Source organism: Microbacterium abyssi, assembly GCF_015277895.1.
Classification (GTDB): domain Bacteria; phylum Actinomycetota; class Actinomycetes; order Actinomycetales; family Microbacteriaceae; genus Microbacterium; species Microbacterium abyssi.
The window spans coordinates 223,285-242,633 of the sequence record NZ_CP063815.1; the positions used below are offsets into that span (position 1 = coordinate 223,285).

Annotated in this window: 19 protein-coding genes; 11 read left to right on the forward strand and 8 right to left on the reverse strand. The window is 68.9% G+C overall.

Annotated features, from left to right (window positions below):
* Positions 1–62 precede the first annotated feature (62 nt).
* Together IM776_RS01145 and IM776_RS01150 are read left to right on the forward strand one after the other, a co-directional pair.
* Positions 63–1,550 carry an MFS transporter gene (locus tag IM776_RS01145; protein ID WP_194421265.1) on the forward strand — a complete coding sequence of 496 codons (1,488 nt, stop codon included), beginning with the start codon at positions 63–65 and terminating at the stop codon, positions 1,548–1,550.
* A gap of 17 nt (positions 1,551–1,567) precedes the next feature.
* Positions 1,568–3,145: a GMC oxidoreductase gene (locus IM776_RS01150; protein ID WP_194421266.1), complete on the forward strand. Its 1,578-nt coding sequence runs from the start codon at positions 1,568–1,570 to the stop codon at positions 3,143–3,145.
* A 3-nt stretch (positions 3,146–3,148) separates the two neighbouring features.
* Here the strand turns inward: IM776_RS01150 and IM776_RS01155 are convergent, their stop codons facing one another.
* Positions 3,149–4,918, reverse strand: a complete 1,770-nt coding sequence (locus IM776_RS01155) for a sugar phosphate isomerase/epimerase and 4-hydroxyphenylpyruvate domain-containing protein (RefSeq protein ID WP_194421267.1) — start codon at positions 4,916–4,918, stop codon at positions 3,149–3,151.
* Between the two features lie 111 nt (positions 4,919–5,029).
* On the opposite strand from IM776_RS01155, the gene IM776_RS01160 reads away from it, so the two are divergent.
* The 6 genes from IM776_RS01160 to IM776_RS01185 are packed head-to-tail and all read left to right on the forward strand — an operon-like array spanning position 5,030 to position 10,476.
* A complete protein-coding gene (locus tag IM776_RS01160; RefSeq protein ID WP_194421268.1) occupies positions 5,030–5,578 on the forward strand; it encodes a TRAP transporter small permease in 549 nt (182 codons plus the stop codon).
* A complete protein-coding gene (locus IM776_RS01165; protein ID WP_194421269.1) occupies positions 5,575–6,849 on the forward strand; it encodes a TRAP transporter large permease in 1,275 nt (424 codons plus the stop codon). The genes IM776_RS01160 and IM776_RS01165 overlap by 4 nt, the downstream gene beginning before the upstream one ends.
* Entirely contained in the window at positions 6,846–7,811 is a 966-nt protein-coding gene (locus IM776_RS01170) for a shikimate dehydrogenase (protein WP_194421270.1), read from the forward strand. The genes IM776_RS01165 and IM776_RS01170 overlap by 4 nt, the downstream gene beginning before the upstream one ends.
* Positions 7,808–8,836, forward strand: coding sequence for a DctP family TRAP transporter solute-binding subunit (locus IM776_RS01175; RefSeq protein ID WP_194421271.1), 1,029 nt, complete (start codon positions 7,808–7,810; stop codon positions 8,834–8,836). Before IM776_RS01170 ends, IM776_RS01175 begins: the two co-directional genes overlap by 4 nt.
* 10 nt (positions 8,837–8,846) lie before the next feature.
* Positions 8,847–9,821 (forward strand): phosphotriesterase family protein, encoded by a 975-nt coding sequence (locus IM776_RS01180; RefSeq protein WP_194421272.1) that lies wholly within the window; start codon positions 8,847–8,849, stop codon positions 9,819–9,821.
* A gap of 16 nt (positions 9,822–9,837) precedes the next feature.
* Positions 9,838–10,476, forward strand: coding sequence for a TetR/AcrR family transcriptional regulator (locus IM776_RS01185; protein WP_194421273.1), 639 nt, complete (start codon positions 9,838–9,840; stop codon positions 10,474–10,476).
* A 108-nt stretch (positions 10,477–10,584) separates the two neighbouring features.
* Here IM776_RS01185 and IM776_RS01190 read toward each other — a convergent pair whose 3' ends face one another.
* Together IM776_RS01190 and IM776_RS01195 are read right to left on the reverse strand one after the other, a co-directional pair.
* Positions 10,585–11,289 (reverse strand): ribonuclease H family protein, encoded by a 705-nt coding sequence (locus IM776_RS01190; RefSeq protein WP_194421274.1) that lies wholly within the window; start codon positions 11,287–11,289, stop codon positions 10,585–10,587.
* Positions 11,290–11,345: 56 nt separating this feature from the next.
* A complete protein-coding gene (locus IM776_RS01195) occupies positions 11,346–11,903 on the reverse strand; it encodes a TetR/AcrR family transcriptional regulator (RefSeq protein WP_194421275.1) in 558 nt (185 codons plus the stop codon).
* A gap of 37 nt (positions 11,904–11,940) precedes the next feature.
* Between IM776_RS01195 and IM776_RS01200 the strand changes: the two genes are divergently transcribed.
* Positions 11,941–13,143, forward strand: a complete 1,203-nt coding sequence (locus tag IM776_RS01200) for an FAD-dependent oxidoreductase (protein ID WP_228479846.1) — start codon at positions 11,941–11,943, stop codon at positions 13,141–13,143.
* Positions 13,144–13,146: 3 nt separating this feature from the next.
* Here the strand turns inward: IM776_RS01200 and IM776_RS01205 are convergent, their stop codons facing one another.
* Together IM776_RS01205 and IM776_RS01210 are read right to left on the reverse strand one after the other, a co-directional pair.
* Positions 13,147–13,935, reverse strand: a complete 789-nt coding sequence (locus tag IM776_RS01205) for a hypothetical protein (RefSeq protein WP_194421277.1) — start codon at positions 13,933–13,935, stop codon at positions 13,147–13,149.
* 15 nt (positions 13,936–13,950) lie between these two features.
* A complete protein-coding gene (locus tag IM776_RS01210; protein ID WP_194421278.1) occupies positions 13,951–14,853 on the reverse strand; it encodes a VOC family protein in 903 nt (300 codons plus the stop codon).
* A 108-nt stretch (positions 14,854–14,961) separates the two neighbouring features.
* Between IM776_RS01210 and IM776_RS01215 the strand changes: the two genes are divergently transcribed.
* Positions 14,962–16,023, forward strand: a complete 1,062-nt coding sequence (locus tag IM776_RS01215; RefSeq protein ID WP_194421279.1) for a mechanosensitive ion channel family protein — start codon at positions 14,962–14,964, stop codon at positions 16,021–16,023.
* Here IM776_RS01215 and IM776_RS01220 read toward each other — a convergent pair.
* Both IM776_RS01220 and IM776_RS01225 read right to left on the reverse strand, forming a co-directional pair.
* Positions 15,992–16,354 (reverse strand): protealysin inhibitor emfourin, encoded by a 363-nt coding sequence (locus IM776_RS01220; protein WP_194421280.1) that lies wholly within the window; start codon positions 16,352–16,354, stop codon positions 15,992–15,994. The genes IM776_RS01215 and IM776_RS01220 overlap by 32 nt on opposite strands.
* Positions 16,326–17,378, reverse strand: a complete 1,053-nt coding sequence (locus IM776_RS01225) for a M4 family metallopeptidase (protein ID WP_194421281.1) — start codon at positions 17,376–17,378, stop codon at positions 16,326–16,328. Before IM776_RS01225 ends, IM776_RS01220 begins: the two co-directional genes overlap by 29 nt.
* Positions 17,379–17,449: 71 nt before the next feature.
* On the opposite strand from IM776_RS01225, the gene IM776_RS01230 reads away from it, so the two are divergent.
* Positions 17,450–18,967 (forward strand): SDR family NAD(P)-dependent oxidoreductase, encoded by a 1,518-nt coding sequence (locus IM776_RS01230; RefSeq protein WP_194421282.1) that lies wholly within the window; start codon positions 17,450–17,452, stop codon positions 18,965–18,967.
* A 2-nt stretch (positions 18,968–18,969) separates the two neighbouring features.
* On the opposite strand, the gene IM776_RS01235 is transcribed toward IM776_RS01230, so the two are convergent.
* Positions 18,970–19,284 (reverse strand): hypothetical protein, encoded by a 315-nt coding sequence (locus IM776_RS01235; RefSeq protein WP_194421283.1) that lies wholly within the window; start codon positions 19,282–19,284, stop codon positions 18,970–18,972.
* Between the last annotated feature and the right edge of the window lie 65 nt (positions 19,285–19,349).

Below are 19,349 nucleotides of genomic sequence, written 5' to 3' on the forward strand. Positions count from 1 at the left end.
GCGAAGATGCCGCAGAGGCACACAAGGTCGCGTCGACTGCCCGATCTCTCGGGCGACTCGCCATGCCACTGACTCCCCTGCGGCTTCGTCTGCTGGTCGCATCCCTCCTCACCGTCTCCTTCTTGGGGGCGCTCGACCACACCGTCGTCTCGACGTCTCTCGCCACCGTTGCGGGTGAACTCGGCGCGCTCGAGCACATGAGCTGGGTCGTGGTCGGGTACACCCTGGCCAGCACCGTCCTGCTGCCCGTGCTCGGCAAGCTCGGTGACGTCGTCGGTCCCCGCAGCATCTTCCTGGTGTCGCTCGTCGCGTTCCTCGCAGCATCCCTCGCGTGCGGTTTCGCCCCGAGCATGGTCTGGTTGATCGTCGGGCGCGTGCTGCAGGGGATGAGCTCGGCAGGGCTGCAGCTGATGTCCCAGACGATCATGGCGCAGGTCACGACGCCGAGACAGCGTCCCCGGTACATGGCGATCATCGGCGCGGCATTCCCGATCGCGATCCTCATCGGTCCAGTGCTCGGCGGTCTCATCACCGACTTCTGGGGATGGCAGTGGATCTTCTGGGTGAATCTGCCCTTCGGAGTCGCGGCGCTGGTGCTGGCGGTCTTCGCCATCCCGCACATCGCCCCCGGCGCCCGCCGCTCGTTCGACGGCGCCGGGGCGGTCACCTTCACGATCGCGCTCGTCGCACTGGTGCTCGCCGTCACCTGGTTGCCGGATCCGGGGCTGCGCCTGGGCGCTCTGGTGGCGACGACGATCGCGGTCCTCGCGTTCGCCGGATTCGTGCTCGCGGAGATGCGGGCGCCAGAGCCGATCGTGCCGTTCCGGCTGCTGCGCAACAGGACCGTGGGCGCCTCGATCGCGCTCTCGGCGATCATCGGCGTCGGGATCTTCTCGATCACGGCCTACCTGCCGACCTACTTCCAGATGGCCTATCGCACCAGCGCGACCGTCTCGGGGCTCGTGCCGATCGCGACCGTCTTCGGCATGCTGGTCAGCAACCTGACCACCGGGCATCTCGCCAGCCGGACGGGTCGCTATCGGGCCTTCCCGATCCTGGGAACGGCGCTGGGCGCCATGGGGCTCGTGGTGATGGCCGCCCTGCCTGTCGGCCTGCCGCTGTGGGTGCCCATGCTCGTGATGTTCGTGGTCGGGGTGGGCACTGGCGCGTTCATGAGCCTGATCATCACCGTCGTCCAGAGTGCTGTCCCCAGCAGCGAGACGGGCGCGATCACCGCGACGACCAACCTCGTCCGCCAGATCGGCGCGACCGTGACCACGGCGATCATCGGCGGCGTCGTCGGCTTCGGAGTCGGAGCGCTCCTGCCCGGCGGTCTGGATGCCGCATCGCTCACACCGCAGCAGGTGCACGGCATGGATGCTGCGACGCAGCTCCTCGTGGCCGGCATCTACCGCGACGTGTTCGCGCCGATCTTCCTGGCGCTCTCCGCCGTCTACCTCGTGGGGTTCATCGCCGCGCTGATGATGCCGCAAGGCCGCCTGTCCGACGAGCATGTGTCCGCCGCCGCCACCGAGCCCCTTCCCGCCTGACCCCTTGAGGAGACAGCATGACCGAACAGCCCACCGTCGCCATCGTCGGCAGCGGACCGATCGGCTCCGCCTACGCGCGCACGATCCTCGAACAGCTCCCGACCGCGCGCGTGGTGCTGTTCGAGGCCGGTCCGCAGCTCACCGAACGGCCCGGCGCGAGCGTGCGGAACATCGCCGATCCCGATGAGAAGTCGCGCGCGCGGGAGATGTCACAGGGCCCGCAGGCCGGGGCCTTCCGGGAATCACTCGGCATCCCGGAGAGCGTCGTCGTCGAGGGCATGTTCACGGCGAGGCAGGGAACGCACCTATTGGACTTCGGCGGAGAAGGATCCGCTCATGCGCCGACGTTCCCGGCCGTGGCGGCGGCAACCAACGTCGGAGGGCAGGGCGCGCACTGGACCTGCGCCATTCCGCGGCCGGCGTTCAGCGAGAAGATCTCGTTCATCGACGACGACGAGTGGGAGGACCTCGTCTCCACGGCCGAGCGACTGCTACACCATCAGGCCGCGGCTTTCGCCGATTCGCCGATCGGCGGTGCGATCCGGTCGCTGCTCAGCGACGAGTTCGGAGCAGGGCTGCCCGACGGCTACGGCGTCGGCACGCTGCCCGTCGCCGGCGACCCGCAGCCGGACGGATCGATGGTGTGGGCCGGGGCCGACATGATCCTCGGGCCGCTCATCGAGGAGGGCACGGAGGAGAGTGCACGGTTCGAGCTGCGCGACCTCACTCTGGTGCGCCGTGTCGAGCACGAGGACGGACGGGTGCGCGGGGTGACGGTCGAAGACCTCCGCACGAAGGAGAGCTCCTTCGTCGCGGCTGATCTCGTCGTCGTCGCGGCAGACGCGTTCCGGTCTCCGCAACTGCTGTGGGCGTCCGGTATCCGTCCCGCTGCGCTCGGGCGCTACCTGACCGAACATCACGTCGTCATCAGCACGGTCTCGCTGGACGGCGACCGCATGAGCGCGCTCGTCACGGAAGAGCAGCTGTCCGCAGAGCTCGAGCACCGCGCCGTGCACGCGGCGGATCCAGTCGCGGCGGTCAACCGCATCCCGTTCTCTGAACCCGATCATCCGTTCTCGCTGCAGGTCATGTACGCGGAGAACCCGCCGTTCCCGCTCGACCCCGCGAGCCCCGAGGCCGGCAATCGCTGGGGATACGTGAACATGGGGTACGGCGTGCGCAAGCACCCGCGAGTCGAGGACGGCGTGCGGTTCTCAGATGAGGAACTCGACTACCGCGGGTTCCCGAACATGACGATCGAGTACGCCCTCACCGAGCGCGAGGAGGCGGAGATCGCCCAGGTGACCGAGCGGCTCGAGCGCGCCGGAGCGGCGCTCGGCACGTTCGTCGCGCCGCCGCGGCTGCTGCCGAACGGCTCGAGCCTGCACTACATGGGCACGATGCGCATGGGTGAGAGCGACGACGGCACGTCCGTCGCCGACCCGTACTCGCGGGTGTGGGGCGTTTCGAACCTGCTGGTCGGCGGCAACGCGCTGATCCCCACGGCGAACACCATGAACCCGACGCTCACCAGCGTCGCGATCGCGGTGCGCGGGGCACGCAAGGCGGCGGAGGAGCTGCAGAAGCGAGGCTGACGGCTACCGCTGGGCGGCGAGCCGGATCGGCGCGTTCGCGCCGCCATACCCGTCGTAGCCGCCGCGACGCTCGACCACCTCGAAGAACACGTCGCCGATCGTGCGCGTGTAGAAGTGGATGAACTCGCCGTCGGCATCCCGGTCGTACAGCAGGTCGAGTTCCCGCAGCGACGTCAGCATCCCGTCCGGCAGGTCGAACCGGGCCGCGAGGTCGTCGTAGTAGTTCGCCGGGATCCGCAGGTGGTCGATGCCGCGCTCGCGCGCTCGCCGCGCCACCTCGAACACGTCGGCGCAGCGCACCGCGATGTGCCGCGCCGGCGGCTTCGCCGTCGGGGGAGCGAGGTTGATCGGTACCCGGATGATGCCGTCCGGCGTGCGCATCACCTGGCTGCGGATGAGCCCGAGAGGCCCGGGCACGTCCGCCGGCGCATCCGCCTGCAGCGACAGCGCGCTCGACATGAACAGCACGGCTTCGTCGAAGTCCTGCCAGGCGTAGGCGAGGTTGATGTGGTCGACCTCGCCCACCAGGCCGCCCGTGCCCGCCGTCCCTCCCTCGAACTCCTGCAGCCACGACCGCTCTGCCGGCAGCGAGCTCCAGAACACCTGCGTGCCGTCCGGGGCTGCGACGCCCTGGAGGTCCTGCTCGCCCTCATAGGTCCGCCGGAACACCGACGGCGACCCGAGAGCCAGCGCGCGAGAGACCGCGGCCCCGGCATCCGCCGTCTGCAGACCGATCCCGGCGAGCACCGGCTCGCCGTGCCGCACCTGCTCGTTCAGGATGATCCGCGCCGACCCCGCGCTCCACAGCCGCACCGGCTTCGACCGATGCTGCCCCTCGAACGCGAATCCGAGCTGGGCGAGCAGCTCGTCGACCTCGGCGAGATCCGCCCCGGCCACCTCGACGAAGTCCAGCCCCGTCGTTGCCGGTGCCTCGCCCAGCCGTCCGTCCTCCCAGTCATTCGCCGCCGCCGTGCGATCGGCGAGCCAGACCAGCGAACGGTGCGCGTGCGCGGCCGTGCGCACGGTGTCGGTCTGCCGGAACGTGTCGTTGAACACCTCCAGCGACCATGGCCCCGCGTACCCGGCCCGCATCACATGCGTCATGAAGCCCACCAGATCGAAATCGCCCTCACCGGGGAACAGTCGATGGTGACGGCTCCACGACAGCACGTCCATGTCGAGCGCCGGCGCATCCGCCAGCTGCAGGAAGAAGATCTTCTCGGCATCGATCTGCTCGATGCCCGCCGGGTCATGTGCGAGCGAGAGGATGTGGAAGCTGTCCAGGCAGACGCCGAGATTGGCCCGGTCCGCGCGCTTCACGATCTCCCAGGTGCGGCGGTAGTCGTCGACGTACCGGCCCCAGGCGAGCGCCTCATACGCGAGACGGATGCCGTGCACCGCCGCCCTGTCGGCCAGCTCGCCGAGCTGCCTGGCCACGACCTCGTCGTCATCGACGGTCGCTGTGGCGACGTTGCTGCACACGAGCATCAGATCGGTGCCCAGCCGCTTCATGATCTGGAACTTCGCCTCCGCGCGCCGCAGCGTGTCGGCGAACAGGTCGTCCGAGACCCCCTCTGCATCGCGGAACGGCTGGAACATCTCGATCCTCAGCCCGAGGCGATCGCACAGGGCGCGGATCTCCTCGGGCGACTCGGGTGCGGCGATGAGGTCGGCATCCATGATCTCGATGCCGTCGAAGCCTGCTTCCGCGCAGGCATGGAGCTTTTCGACGAGTCCGCCCGAGATGCAGACGGAGGCGATTGAGGTGCGCATGGCAGTGAACGTACCAGTTTGTACATTAATTTCCCAGAGATCTTGCCCAAACAATGTACTAACCAGTACATTCAGTTCCAGCACCCGATCCACCTATGACGAAGGCGTCTTGTGACCTCAGATCAGCAACATCAGCGAACCGGCATCCTGCGCCGGATCGCGCGATACATCACCGGCTTCGAGCTGGTCATCGGCGGTGTCTCCGTCATGATGATCCTCGTCCTGGTCTTCTACCAGGCACTGCAGCGCTACCTGCCGTTCGAGAGCGTCGCATGGACGGGCGAACTCGCCCGATTCGCGCTGCTGTGGGCGACGTTCGCCGCCATGGGCGTGCTCGTCACGACGCATGGGCACATCGCGCTCGAGCTCGTGGACTCCATTCGCAACCCCATGACCGTCCGCGTCATCCAGGTGATCTCCCTGCTCGTGGTCGCCGCGACCGCCTTCGGAATGGCGATGGAGGCCTGGGCACTAGTCGAGACCCAGAGCATCGTGAAGTCGCCCGTGCTGCGCGTGCCGATGTCGTGGGTGTACGTCCCCGTGCTGATCGGCGTGATCAGCACGACGATCCGCGCGCTCATCGCCGCGGCCGACATCGCCCTGCACGGGCCGATCGTCGCCGACGTCGAAGAGGACCTCCCGGAGGTGACAGGACTGTGACTCTCCTCCTCCTCGCCCTCGCGATCGCCGTCCTGCTCGCGATCCGCGTGCCCGTCCCGTTCGCCTTCCTGGGGCCGTCCCTGGTGTACATGGCGATCGAGGGCCAGTCGCTCGGCATGGCACTGCGCACCGTCACGAACGCCGCCAGCAGCTTCCCGCTGCTCGCTGTCCCGCTGTTCATCTTCCTCGGCGCGCTGGCCAACCATGCGGGTATCGCCGACCGGCTGTTCCGCTTCGCGCAGGCGCTTCTCGCCAACGTCCGCGGCAACCTCGGCTATGTCGCCGTCGGCACCAGTGTCGGCTTCGCGTGGATGAGCGGCTCCGCCGTCGCCGACGCCGCAGCCCTCGGCAAGGTGCAGATCCCCGCGATGATCCGCGCCGGCTACGGCCGCCGCTTCGCCACCGGCGTCTCGGCCACCTCCGCACTGATCGCCCCGGTCATGCCGCCGAGCATCCCCGCGGTCATCTACGCGGGACTGGCAGCGGTCTCCACCGGCGCGCTGTTCGCGGCATCCGTCATCCCCGCCCTGCTCATGGCCATCGGCCTGTGCATCGTGGTGTGGATGCTGGTGCGTCGCATGCAGAACGTCAAGAAGGGCACCTTCGACCGCGCGGAGTTCGTCGCCTCGAGCAAGGGCGTCATCCTGCCGCTGATCGCACCGTTCATCATCCTCGGCGGCATCCTTGGCGGATTCTTCACCCCGACCGAGGCCGCGGCCGTCGGCGTCGCCTACATCGCCCTGGTCGGCGTGCTGCAGCGCTCGCTCAGCCTGAAGAGCTTCATCAAGGCGCTCACCGAGACGGTCACCACCACCGCGTCGATCATGATCATCGTCGCCTCCGCGTCGCTGCTCGGCTACATCCTCGCCCGCGAGCGGCTGCCGCAGATGCTCACCGAGCTGGTCTTCGCGATCACCGACAGCCCTGTCGTGTTCATGATCCTCGTCACCGTGCTGATGCTGATCCTCGGCACCGTGATCGACGCGACCGCGATCCTCGTGCTCACGGTGCCGATCATCCTTCCGATCGCGAACCAGATCGGCGTCGACCCGATCGTGCTCGGCGTGCTCATGATCCTGTCGCTCATGATCGGGCTGCTCACCCCACCCGTCGGCACCGTGTTGTTCGTCACGGCGGCGGTGTCGAAGACGCGCATCGGCGAGGTGTTCCGCGGCAGCCTGCCGTTCATCGTGCCGCTGCTGGTCATCTGCGTGCTCATCATCCTGCTGCCCGATGCCGTGATGTGGCTGCCGGGGGTGCTGGGCCTGTGACCCTCGCCGACTTCCCCGGGACGGTCAGCGCTCGCCGGCCGGCCGTGCTGATCGGACTCATCGGCGAGGGAGTGACCCCGTCTCTCACCCCGCCGATGCACGAGCTCGAGGGCGCGCGGCACGGCATGCACTACGTGTACCGCACCATCGACCTCGCGCGGGCGGAAGGCACGCCGGAGTACCTCGGCATGCTGCTGCGCGCTGCGCGGCGCCTCGGCTTCAACGGTCTGAACATCACGCATCCGGTCAAGCAGGCCGTCATCCCGCTGCTCGACGATCTCTCCGACAGTGCGCGGGCGGTCGGAGCGGTGAACACCGTCGTGTTCACGGATGCCGGTGCCATCGGCCACAACACGGATGTGACGGGTTTCGGCGCCGCGCTGACCGACGCCTTCGGCGCGGACCCCCTCGGCCGCGTGGTGCTGCTCGGCGCCGGCGGTGCGGGCTCCGCCGTCGCGACGGCACTGGTGCAGCATCCGGTGGACGAGCTCATGCTGATCGATCAGGTCGGCGAACGCGCCGACGCCCTCGCCGCCCAGGTGAGCGCACTCGGCGGCGCCGGCGCACGGGTCGTCCCTCTCGGCGCCCTGCCCGCAGCGCTCGCCGGCGCCGATCTCGTCGTCAACGCCACGCCGATCGGCATGGCTGCGCACCCCGGCGCACCGTTCGACCCCGCGCTGCTGTCGGGCGCCATCCGCGTCGCCGACATCGTCTACCGCCCGGCCGACACCGCGCTGCTGCAGGCGGCGCGCTCCCGCGGCATCCGCACCATGTCGGGCCTGGGCATGGCCATGCACCAGGCAGCGGACGCCTTCGAGATCTTCACCGGAGAGCGCGCGGACCGCACGGCCATGCTCGCCGACCTCCACGACCTGGTCGCCGGCGAGGCGGCCGCATCCCCCGCACCCGTGACGACAGACGCAACACCCGAAACAGCACCAGAAAGAGGAGAGAACCGATGAACGCACGACGCACGCGGCGAACGATGTGGATCGCCCTTGCCGCAGCACCGGCGATGATGCTGGTGGCCTGCGCAGGCGCAGACACGGGCACCGGTGGCGACGGCGATGCCGGCGCGACGCAGAAGCTCACGCTCGCCCACAGCTACAACGAGGATCAGCCGCAGCACCGTTGCGGCGCACAGATCATCGCCGACGAGGTGAATGCTGCCGAGGTCGGACTCGAGATCGAGATCTTCCCATCCAGCCAGCTCGGCGGCGACGCCGACCGCATCGCCTCCGTCGCCTCCGGGGACATCGACATCGACATCCAGGGCGCCTCGGCGCTCGGAGCCGTGTACGAGCCGATCAGCGTGCTCGACGCGGCATACGCGTTCGACGATGCCGACCACCTCGCGCGCTTCATGGCCAGCGACGAATCCGATACGGTCACGGAGGCGTTCGAGGAGGCATCCGGCGTGCACACGCTCGGTGCCTGGTCGGCCGGCGCCCGCCAGTTCACGGCGAACACGCCGATCCGGACACCGGAGGACCTCGAGGGGCTGCGCATGCGCTTCCCCGGCTCGCCGCAGTTCCTCATGAACGCCAAGGCGCTCGGCGCCGAGGCCACCGAGGTGGCTTACGAGGAGCTCTACCTCGCGCTGCAGCAGGGCACGGTCGACGGCCAGGAGAACCCGATCACCAACATCGTGGCCTCCAACCTCAAGGAGGTGCAGGACTACGTCAGCATGAGCTCGCACCAGCTCAACACCAACCTCGTCATCGTCGGACCGGTCTGGAACGACCTCGGCGAGGAGCAGCAGCAGGCGCTGACCGACGCGACCGAGAAGGCCGTCACCGAGGTCACCTCCTGCGTCGCAGAAGACGAGGAGGCCATCCTCGAGGAGTGGCGCACCGGCGGCGAGTGGGAGGTCATCGAGGACGTCGACCGCGACGCGTTCAGCGAGAAGGCCGAGGAGTACCTCTCGGGCGTGCTCACCGGTGACTCGCTCAGCGTCTACGAGGCCATCCGCTCCACCTCGGAGTGATCCTTCCTGCATGGCGCGTTCGATACCGACGTTCACGGGTTCGCTTGACGGGGATGCGCTCGGGATCACTCTGATCCACGAGCACGTCTTCGTCACCGACCCCGAGCTCGACGTCAATATGCCTCATCCGGAATGGGATGAGCAGGCGTGGATCGAACGCGCCGTGCAGACTCTCTCGTCGCTGTTCGACCACGGCGTGCGCACGGTCGTCGATCTCACCGTGATCGGGCTCGGCCGGGATGTGCGCCGGGTCGCCGAGGTCGCCGCCCGAGTGCCGGTGCGGATGATCGCTTCGACCGGATGCTACGCCGCAGAGGTCCTGCCGCCGTACTTCCGGCTGAACGGGCCTGGACTCATCGTCGACGGCCCCGACCCGCTCGTCGAGCTGTTCACGGGGGACATCGAGCGCGGGATCGCTGGCACGGACGTGCGGGCGGGCATGATCAAGATCGCCTCGGATGCCGGCGGCCTCACCCCCGACGCCTCCCGTGTGTTCGCGGCCGCCGCGGAGGTCCATCGGCGCACCGGCGTGCCGATCACGACGCACTCGCACGCGGCATCCCGCGGCGGGATCGTCCAACAGGATGCGCTCGAGCGTCTGGGGGTGCCGCTGGACCACGTCGTCATCGGCCACAGCGGCGACTCGACCGACCTCGCATACCTGCGCGGGCTCGCCGATCGCGGCTCGTTCCTCGGCTTCGACCGGTTCGGCATGGAGCACGTCGGCCGCGATGCGGATCGCGAGCGGATGCTGCTGCAGCTGCTCGACGCCGGATACGCCGACCGCATCGTGCTCTCGCACGACGCCGCCGTGTTCAGTCGGGTCACCCCGCCGTCCTGGCGGGCGGTGCACACGCCGTCGTGGACCATGTCGCATCTGTTCGAGAACGTGCTGCCGCGGCTGCGCGCCGCCGGACTCGATGAGGCCACCGAGCACCAGCTCATGGTCGCGAATCCGCGGCGGGTCCTGGCGGGTGGGGCATGATGTGGGAGTGGACAGCATGAGCGAACCGGTGGTGCGCAAGCGCGACGCCGAGCGGACGCGGGCAGAGCTGCTCGAGGTCGCCACCGAGGCGTTCGCCGAGTCGGGGTACTCCGGCACGCGCGTCGACGAGATCGCCGAACGCACGCAGACGACGAAGCGGATGATCTACTACTACTTCGGCGGCAAGGAGCAGCTCTACCTCGCCGTGCTCGAGAACGCGTACCGCGGCATCCGCGAGACCGAGCAGTCGATCCACGCCGGGGATCTGCCTCCGGTGGAGGCGCTGCGGCAGATCGCGGAGCTCACCTACGACCACCACCTGAACCACACCGCGTTCATCCGGCTGGTCTCGATCGAGAACATCCACCGCGGAGAGTTCATCAAGCGGCTCGAGGGCCTGCGCACGCTGAACCAGCCGGCCGTCGACGTGCTCGAGACCGTGCTGGAGCGCGGGCGGGCAGAGGGATCGGTGCGCAGCGACGTGGATGCGCTGGACGTGCACCTGCTGATCAGCTCGTACTGCTTCTTCCAGGTCGCCAACCAGCACACCTTCGGGTACCTGTTCGACCGTGACCTGCTCGCCGCCGACCGGCGCGAGCACCTGCGCTCGATGATCGGCGACGTCGTCGTCGCGTGGATGACGGCCGGAATCTGAGTCGACGTTTCGACTCGCCTGCGCTCAACGACCCGCGGCTTCCGCTGCGATGTTCGTGGTGCGAGTCGTTGAGCGAGGAGCGTCAGCGACGAGTCGAAGCGAACCGGTTCAGATCAACCGGCGGAGCGCCTCTTCCAGCGAGATGCCCTGCGCCTCAGCGCGGTCGCGCAGCCGGGCGTGCTCATCGGGCGTGAGCGCGAGCTGCAGCTCGATGGGGGATGCCGCGGGCTCGTTGAACACGTCCAGGAGTGAGGATGCCTCGGCCCACAGCGGCTGGTCCGCAGCAGCAGAGACGGCTGCAGAAGAAGCCAGGTCTCCGGCCGGCACCATGGTTCCGGCATCCACCCCGACCATCGTGAATCCGGGACCGCGTCGCGGCTCCCGCTTCGCCTGGTACGCCTTCGCCGCCGCGTTCGCGCGCTCGTCGGCCGCCTCGTTCAGGTCGTGGCCTGCGTGCCCCTTGACCCACGCGAACTTCACGTCGCGCCCCTGCATCGCCTCGTCGAGAGACTCCATCAGGTCGCGGTTCAGCACCGGGCCGCCGTCGGCCTTGCGCCAGCCGCGGCGCTTCCACCCCGGCATCCACTTGGTGATCGAGTCGATCACGTACTTGCTGTCGCACATGATGATCAGCGACTCGTCGGTGCCGGCGGTCGCGCGCAGCAGCTCGAGCACGGCCTGCAGCTCGCCCTGATTGTTCGTGCCGTGCGGCGATCCGCCTGCTGCCCAATTGTCGTCGTCGATGTACCAGGCCCAGCCGTTGGGGCCGGGATTGCCGAGGGCGGAGCCGTCTGCCGCGGCGGTGATCGTCATGATTCAACCGTAACGGGGGACGCGGCGAGCTCACGCCCGGCGGGACACCGCGGGCACTACCGCAGCATCGACAGCAGATGGGATGCGACCTGCACGGGCGTGAGTGCTGTCATGGAAGGCAGCAGCAGCACGTAGCGTGCGAAGATCACCCCGATGATCGCCGTCGCCATGCGCCTCGCGCGTTCCTGTCCGAAGTCGGCGGCCAGATCTGCGAACACCGTGTTCTGCAGATACGACATCAGCGTCGGGGAACGCTCGTCTCCTGTCGCGAGCCGGCGGGCGAACTCGACCAGCCGCGCGCCGTTGTCCGGATGCTCCCACACACGGACCAGCCCGTGCACGAGGCGGGCGAGATCGATGTGCCCGTCATCGTCCCTCGCCGATGCGAGCACCTGGTGCGGGGCGGCCCGCAGCGATACGGCCGCTGCGATCAGGGCGTCGCGCGAACCGAAGTGATAATTGACCAGCGTGTGGCTCACACCCACTTCAGCCGCGATCTGCCGCGCGGACAGCGAAGTCGGATCCCCGGCCTCGAAGTGCCGATGCGCGGCATCCAGAAGTCGCTGACGCGCCGTCGCATCCCCTCGCGGCCGACCACGAAGTTTATTGACCATGCTCGCATCCTGCCACGCACGGGATCATCGTGGACCCATGAGCACCCACATCGAAACCGACTGCGTGATCGTCGGCGGCGGCCCGGCCGGACTCATGACGGCGCTGCTCCTGCTGCGCCAGGGGCTGGCGGTGACCGTCGTCGAGAAGCACGCCGACTTCCTGCGCGACTTCCGCGGAGACACGATCCACCCCTCCACCCAGGAGCTGCTCGGCGAACTCGGCATCCTCGACGAGTTCCTCACCCGTCCGCACGCCGACATGGCCCGCGTCAGCCTGAGCTGGCACGGTACCGAGCTCACCCTGGCCGACTTCAGTCGTCTGCCCACTCGCCGCAGGGTGATGACGTTCATGCCGCAGTGGGACTTCCTCGATCTGCTCGCCGACAGCGCGACGCGGCATCCCGGATTCCGCCTGCTCCGCAAGACGCGCATCGACGACCTGATCCGCGACGGCGGCTCAGCAGACGGTCGTGTGGTCGGCGTCACGGGAACCGGGCCCGACGGTGACGTCATCGTGCGCGCGCGCCTGGTCATCGACGCATCCGGCCGAGACTCGGAGGTGCGCGCAGCCGCCGGCCTCACCCCGGTCGGCAGCGCCGCGGCGATGGACGTGCTGTGGTTCCGACTGGCGAAGCACGCGGGTGAGACCTACCCCTTCGTGCAGGCGGGAGCCGGGATGATCATCACGATCGACCGAGGAGACTTCTTCCAGATCGCGCACGTGATCCCCGCCGGCACCTGGCACGGCACGGACGCCGACCTCGCGAGCATGCAGGATCGCATCGGGCGCATCTCACCCCGGATGGCGGATGCCGCCACAGCTGTCACCATCGACGACGTGCACCTGCTGCGGGTGCGTCTCGAGCGGCTGCGCCGCTGGTTCACCGACGGGATGCTGTGCCTCGGCGACTCCGCGCACGCGATGTCGCCTGCCGGGGGTGTGGGCATCAACCTGGCGATCCAGGATGCCGTCGCCGCAGCCCGCATCCTCGGACCGGTGCTGCGCGACGGCGATCCCACGACCTCGGATCTGCGCCGCGTGCAGCGCCGCCGCGCCTGGCCGACACGGATCACCCAATTCGTGCAGCGCCGGCTGCAGGGACCGCTGATCGCATCGCGCGAGGCCGACGCGCCGCTGCCGCTGCCGTTGCGGCTGCTGCGCGATCATCCGCGGCTCACGCACCTGACGGGGCGCTTCGTCGGCATCGGCGCGCGCCCGGAACGGCTCGACCTCACCTGAGGCCTACGGCCGTTCGATCGCGATCACGGTCGTACGCTGCACGCCGTCTCCGCGTGCCGAGACTGCATTCCGCGGATGACTCGCCGCGGAATTCCCGGCATCTCGGCCGCGGAGTGCAGTCTCGGAGGAGGCTTCGGGGTGGGTCTCGTAGCGCACCGGCATCCCGGGGTGCGCGGTCGCGAACCAGAACGTGTCTGGCTCGGCATCCGCGGATTCCCGCACCTCGTAGCGCAGGCACTCCACGCGTCCGATCGGCAGCTTGAGCGTCTCCGACGACAGGGTCGTGAGGTCGGCGGGGAACGCGGCGTGCCCCTGCAGCTCGCGCCAGGTCACGCGCGAGCTTGTGATCTCCCCCTCGACGATGCCGGTCGGGCCCGAGGTCCAGCGCTCGAGCATCGCGCCCTCGTCGTCCGGGTCACGGAACCTGTTCACACGGAAGCGCGTGGAGCCGTCGGGCTCCTCGACCAGCATCCGGATCGTCTTGCCGCCCCGCGCCGCGTCGCGGATCTGGTCGGCCGTGAACGGGGTCGGCAGGAGTCCCGGACCGAGCACGTGCGGGTCGGGTTCTTCGGCGAGCGGGTCCTTCGGCGCGGCGTCGCTCGCCTCGGCCGCTTCCGGCGCCGGAGGTGCGACGGGGAACACGATCGACGTGTACTGCGCACCCAGGCCGACGGTGAGCGGATCGACCGTGGATGCCGCATCGAGCACGTCCGCGGCATCCTGATCGCGCGGTTCGCCCGGCAGCGCCGCCCAGGTGTTCTCCTCATCCTTGCGCTGCGAGAAAAGTCCCATGGGTCTCCAGAACGTTCAGAAGTCGGCGATGATGAGCTTCTTCATCTCCATCATCTTCGCGTATGCGCCGGGACGCTCCATGAGTTCGCCCATGTTCGCCGGCACGATCTGCCAGCTGAGCCCGTAGCGATCGGCGAGCCACCCGCACACCTCGGCGTCGGGCACTGCGGTGAGCGCGTCCCAGTAGTGGTCGATCTCGTCCTGGTCGGCGCAGCGGACCTCGAGAGAGACGCCGCACGTGAACGAGAAGTCCTGTTCGGCGGCGGAGTCCATCATCGAGAACCACTGCCCTGCGAGCCGGAACTCACCGAACATGACGTCGCCGCCCTCGGCCGCTCCCCTGTGCTCGGGGTACTCGGCGATGTAGCCGACACCGGCATCGGGGAACAGCGACGAGTAGAACTCGGCCGCCTCGCGCGCGTTGCCCTCTGCGGGCCCGCCGAACATCAGCTGCGGGATGAGGAAGGGGCGCGAGTCGCCCTCGGGGTGGGTGAGGATCAGCTGCCAGCTCACGCCGTAGCGATCCTCGACCCAGCCGTAGCGGGGGCTGAACGGATACTCGTCGAGCTCCATGAGCACGCGGCCGCCGTCGGCCAGCGCCGCCCAGGTCTCGTCGAGGCGCGCGCGGGCGGCATCCCGGTCTCCGTCGAACCGCAGCGGATCGAAGTTCAGCATGAACGACACCGACGGATTCGGACGGAACTCCGACCCGGCGTTGATCAGCGTCAGCCGGTACCCGTCGATCACGACATCCACCGTCAGGGTCTTGCCTGCGAACTCGGCCTGCCAGTCGGGGACGTCGTCCGGGTAGGTGGCGACGACCGTGGCGGTCGCATTCGGGAAGACCTCGGCATAGAACTCGCCGGCCTCGTCGGCATTCCGGTCGAACCAGATGTTGGGGATGATCTTCTGAGACATCTCGACTCCTTTGTCGCGACAGTTCCCGCGTGAGTACAGCGTGCTCCGGAGCGCATGGGGAAACAAGGGGGTTGTGCCCCTTTCGCCCACCGTGCTTAGGGTGGAGCGATGGCTTCTCTCGCAGAGTTCACGCTCGAATGGACCTCCTGGCTCGGCACGCTCATCGCCGCGCTCGTGGCGATCGTCGTGGTGGCGGCGATCGTGATCGGCGTGCGGTTCATCGCGGGGCGCACCCGCGGCCGCTCCGCCTGGATCGCCGACCTGGAACGCCGCATCCGCACACCCGGGATGACGCTGGCACTCGTCATCGCCGCCTGGATCGTGTGCGCGGCGACCGCTCCGGCGGCGCTGCCCTGGTGGCCGGTTCTGGAGCGCCTCCTCCTGATCGTGACCGTGCTGGTCGGCGCCTGGCTGCTCTCGACGCTGGTGACGTTCGGCATGGAGCGGCTCATGCAGTACGACAGCCGGAAGGGCACGACGGGTGCCGAGGCGCGTCGCCGGCAGACGCAGCTCACGGTGCTCAATCGCCTCGTCGTCGTGCTGATCGGCGTCATCGCGATCGGCGTCGTGCTGTTCTCGTTCCCCGAGGTGCGGGCGGTGGGCACCAGCATCCTGGCGTCGGCCGGTGTGGTCAGCATCATCGCGGGCCTCGCGGCGCAGTCGACCCTCGGCAACCTGATCGCCGGGGTGCAGATCGCGTTCACCGATGCCATCCGCGTCGGCGACGTGGTCGTGATCGAGGGCGAGTGGGGGCGGATCGGCGAGATCAACCTGTCGTACGTCGTCGTCTACATCTGGGACGAGCGCCGGCTGATCCTGCCGTGCACCTACTTCACGTCGCAGCCGGTGGAGAGCTGGACGCGGAGATCCGACAAGATCCTCGGCACCGTCTACATGGACCTCGACTGGCGGGTACCCGTGGATGCCGCGCGCGAGAAGTTCATGGAGATCATCGAGGGATCGGATGCCTGGGATCGTCGTGCCGCGAACGTCCTGGTGACCGGGTCAGAGGGCGGGCACGTGACGCTGCGGTTCCTGATGTCGTCGAAGGACTCGGGTGACCAGTGGGATCTGCGGTGCCTGGTGCGCGAGCAGATGGTCACCTGGCTGCAGCGGGAGCACCCGGAGGCGCTGCCGGTCAGTCGCGTGGTGCTCGATCGTCAGGAGTAGCCGCATCACGGACGGCGTCGACGAGTTCGCGCCATGCGCCCTGCAGTTCCGAATCGGCGAGTTCTCGCTCGCGCTGCTCCTGCGCCATGCGCACGCGGATGCTCCACACATAGCGGTCGGCCCCGGCATCCGTGTCGGACGGAGCATCCCAGGGGCAGCGCTCGATGAGCGCGATCCAGACGCGGGCCTCGGGTCGCGGCGGTTCGACCTGCCAGCGACGGCGGATGCCGGCGATGCCGCCCGAGCGGACGACGGCCACGACGACACGGTCGTCGTCGTCCGGTGTCTCGCTCGGTGTCTCGTCACTCGGTGCGTCGAGTTCCCTCGGCATCCAGCACTCCCACGGTCGTCCACGCGTCGCGTACTGCGGCGGTCACCTCCTCACCGTACTCGCGCTCGGCCGCGGACACAGTGGCATCCGCGAACTCGCGGAACGTCGCCGTGGCCGACAGCCCACCGGTGAGCGCCCGGTACCAGACGGTGCCCGCGCGCTCCCAGGCATTGCCGCCGAGCGTGCGGGCGGCCAGGGCGAAGGCCCGGTTCGGGATGCCCGAGTTGATGTGCACTCCGCCGTTGTCCTCGGCGGTCTGCACGAAGTCGCTCATGTGCGCCGGCTGCGGATCCTTGCCGAGCTCGTCGTCGTCGTAGGCCGTGCCGGGCTCGATCATGGATCGCAGCGCCTTGCCCTGCACCTCGTCGGTGAAGATGCCCGCACCGATCAGCCAGGTCGCCTGCTCGGCGGTCTGCCCCTCGGCGAACTGTTCGGTGAGCGCGCCGAAGACGTCGGCGATCGACTCGTTCAGGGCGCCGGGTTGCCCCTGGTACTCGAGGTTCGCGGTGTGCTGGATCACGCCGTGCGCGAGCTCGTGGCCGATCACCGTGAGCGATCGTGTGAAGCCCAGGAACACCTCGCCGTCGCCGTCGCCGAACACCATGCGCTCGCCGTCCCAGAAGGCGTTGTCGTAGTCGGTGCCGTAGTGCACCGTGGCGTTCAGCGGTGCGCCGGCGCCGTCGAACGAATTGCGCTGGAACGCCGAGAGCAGCAGCTCGAACGTGGCGCCGAGACCGTCGAACGCCTCGTTCACCGACGCGTCGTCGACGGGTGGGTCGTCCTCTGCGCGCACCACGGCGCCCGGCAGGGTCTCGGTGCCACCCGCGTCGCTGATCGTGCGGTTCGGGGCATCCCCGAGTTCGGCGACGAGAGTGCCGTTCGCATCGATCGAGAAGTTGAGGCGGGCGCGGAACTGCGGGCGCCCGGCGAGCAGGGTCTGGCGCGCAGCATCCGCCGCCTTCACGAAGCGCTCCGACTGGGCGAGGCGTGCGAGCAGGTACGCGGGAACGATGCTGTGGTCCATGTCGCTGACGATACGCGCGGGTGCCGACAGTGTCACGGCCTCTCCCAGCTCGCTCGCGTAGAATCGGCCCAATGACCGGAGCCTTCACCGACAGCGCAGCCGACCTCGGCGACGGCCTCGATCCGGACGATCTCGCCACCACGCTGCGCGTGCTGAAGCAACTGGACAGCATCAGCGAACAGCATCCGGATTACATCGCGGTCCGCCGCGCGACCGCCGCCATGTTCAAGGCCGTGAAGCGCGTGCGCCGCAAGGAGATCCGCGATGCGATCGCCGAGGCCGACAAGGCCGTCGTCGCGAAGACCGCGACCGGCGCTCCCGACCGCATCGACGACGAGACGCGCGGCCACGACCTGAAGACGACGGCGGATGCTCCGACCGCAGGAGAATTGCTCAAGCCCCGCAACTGCTACATCTGCAAGCAGCCGTACACGCTCGTCGACGCGTTCTACCACCAGCTCTGCCCGGACTGCGCGCGCTTCAGCCACGGCAAGCGCAACGCCCGCACCGACCTCACCGGCCGCCGCGCGCTGCTCACCGGCGGGCGCGCGAAGATCGGCATGCACATCGCGCTGCGCCTGCTCCGCGACGGCGCGCACCTGACGATCACGACGCGCTTCCCCCGCGACGCCGTGCGCCGCTTCTCGTCCCTGCCGGACGCCTCGGACTGGCTGCACCGGCTGCGCATCGTCGGCATCGACCTGCGCGACCCCGCCCAGGTGATCGCGCTCGCCGACTCCGTCGCCGCGCAGGGCCCGCTCGACATCCTCATCAACAACGCCGCACAGACCGTGCGGCGCTCGCCGGGTGCCTACTCGCTGCTGGCGGATGCCGAGATGCAGCCGCTTCCCGACGGGCCACTGCCCGAGATGGAGACGTTCGGGCACACCGCCGACCCGCATCCGCAGGCGCTGCAGGCATCCGTCGACGCCAATCCGCTGCTGTCGGTCGCAGCCCTCGGCGGCACCGTGGCCGAGCAGGGCGGCCAGGCGCTGACGGCCGAAGACCTCGCAAGGCTCGCGATGGCACCGGGATCGTCGTCACTGGAGAAGCACGCCGACGGCTCGGCGATCGACGCCGGCGGTCTCGTGCCTGACACCGACCACGTCAACAGCTGGGTGCAGTCGGTCGAGCAGGTCGATCCGCTCGAGATGCTCGAGGTGCAGCTGGCGAACACCACCGCGCCGTTCCTGCTGATCAGCCGGCTGCGCGCCTCGATGGCGGCGTCGCCGGCGCACCGCAAGTACGTCGTGAACGTCTCGGCGATGGAGGGGCAGTTCTCGCGCCGCTACAAGGGCCCAGGGCATCCGCACACCAACATGGCCAAGGCGGCGCTGAACATGCTCACGCGCACCAGCGCCGGCGAGATGCTGGAGACCGACGGCATCCTGATGACCGCGGTCGACACCGGCTGGATCACCGACGAGCGCCCGCACCACACCAAGGTGCGCCTCGCGGAGGAGGGCTTCCATGCCCCGCTCGACCTCGTCGACGGTGCGGCGCGCGTGTATGACCCGATCGTGCAGGGCGAGGCCGGAGTCGATGTGCACGGCGTCTTCCTGAAGGATTACAAGCCGAACCCCTGGTGAGTTCAGCTGCTACGGCTGTTCGTCCTCAGCACGGCTTCGCTTCCCGCCATCCACGCGGCGAACACGGCGGCGCCCGCGCTGAAGGAGACCAGCCTGGAATCCCATCTGCGGCGCCCGGAGGCGACGCCGCGCACGAGCGCGAGTCCGCCGAGAAGGTTCATGAGCCCCCACACGGCATTGACCCAGCGCGAGGAGTGGCGGCCTCCCAACGGCGTCAGATGCTCGTGGCCGGTTACGGCGGTGGCCAGGTGCGGTAGGGAGTTGGCACACAGAACGCCTGCGGCAACGGCGCCGGCCAGACGCTTCCGGTCACGCATCTCGGTGCTCCTCTGCTCGTGTCGTATTCTTGCAGACCGCCGGCTTTGCTCGTCGACGAATCGCA

Excerpts from the sequence above, each read along its gene's own strand:
- IM776_RS01145 (WP_194421265.1), top strand. The coding sequence starts at position 63 with ATGCCACTGACTCCCCTGCGGCTTCGTCTGCTGGTCGCATCCCTCCTC.
- IM776_RS01150 (WP_194421266.1), top strand. The coding sequence starts at position 1,568 with ATGACCGAACAGCCCACCGTCGCCATCGTCGGCAGCGGACCGATCGGC.
- IM776_RS01155 (WP_194421267.1), bottom strand. The coding sequence starts at position 4,918 with ATGCGCACCTCAATCGCCTCCGTCTGCATCTCGGGCGGACTCGTCGAA.
- IM776_RS01175 (WP_194421271.1), top strand. The coding sequence starts at position 7,808 with ATGAACGCACGACGCACGCGGCGAACGATGTGGATCGCCCTTGCCGCA.
- IM776_RS01180 (WP_194421272.1), top strand. The coding sequence starts at position 8,847 with ATGGCGCGTTCGATACCGACGTTCACGGGTTCGCTTGACGGGGATGCG.
- IM776_RS01185 (WP_194421273.1), top strand. The coding sequence starts at position 9,838 with ATGAGCGAACCGGTGGTGCGCAAGCGCGACGCCGAGCGGACGCGGGCA.
- IM776_RS01190 (WP_194421274.1), bottom strand. The coding sequence starts at position 11,289 with ATGACGATCACCGCCGCGGCAGACGGCTCCGCCCTCGGCAATCCCGGC.
- IM776_RS01195 (WP_194421275.1), bottom strand. The coding sequence starts at position 11,903 with ATGGTCAATAAACTTCGTGGTCGGCCGCGAGGGGATGCGACGGCGCGT.
- IM776_RS01200 (WP_228479846.1), top strand. The coding sequence starts at position 11,941 with ATGAGCACCCACATCGAAACCGACTGCGTGATCGTCGGCGGCGGCCCG.
- IM776_RS01205 (WP_194421277.1), bottom strand. The coding sequence starts at position 13,935 with ATGGGACTTTTCTCGCAGCGCAAGGATGAGGAGAACACCTGGGCGGCG.
- IM776_RS01210 (WP_194421278.1), bottom strand. The coding sequence starts at position 14,853 with ATGTCTCAGAAGATCATCCCCAACATCTGGTTCGACCGGAATGCCGAC.
- IM776_RS01215 (WP_194421279.1), top strand. The coding sequence starts at position 14,962 with ATGGCTTCTCTCGCAGAGTTCACGCTCGAATGGACCTCCTGGCTCGGC.
- IM776_RS01220 (WP_194421280.1), bottom strand. The coding sequence starts at position 16,354 with ATGCCGAGGGAACTCGACGCACCGAGTGACGAGACACCGAGCGAGACA.
- IM776_RS01225 (WP_194421281.1), bottom strand. The coding sequence starts at position 17,378 with ATGGACCACAGCATCGTTCCCGCGTACCTGCTCGCACGCCTCGCCCAG.
- IM776_RS01230 (WP_194421282.1), top strand. The coding sequence starts at position 17,450 with ATGACCGGAGCCTTCACCGACAGCGCAGCCGACCTCGGCGACGGCCTC.
- IM776_RS01235 (WP_194421283.1), bottom strand. The coding sequence starts at position 19,284 with ATGCGTGACCGGAAGCGTCTGGCCGGCGCCGTTGCCGCAGGCGTTCTG.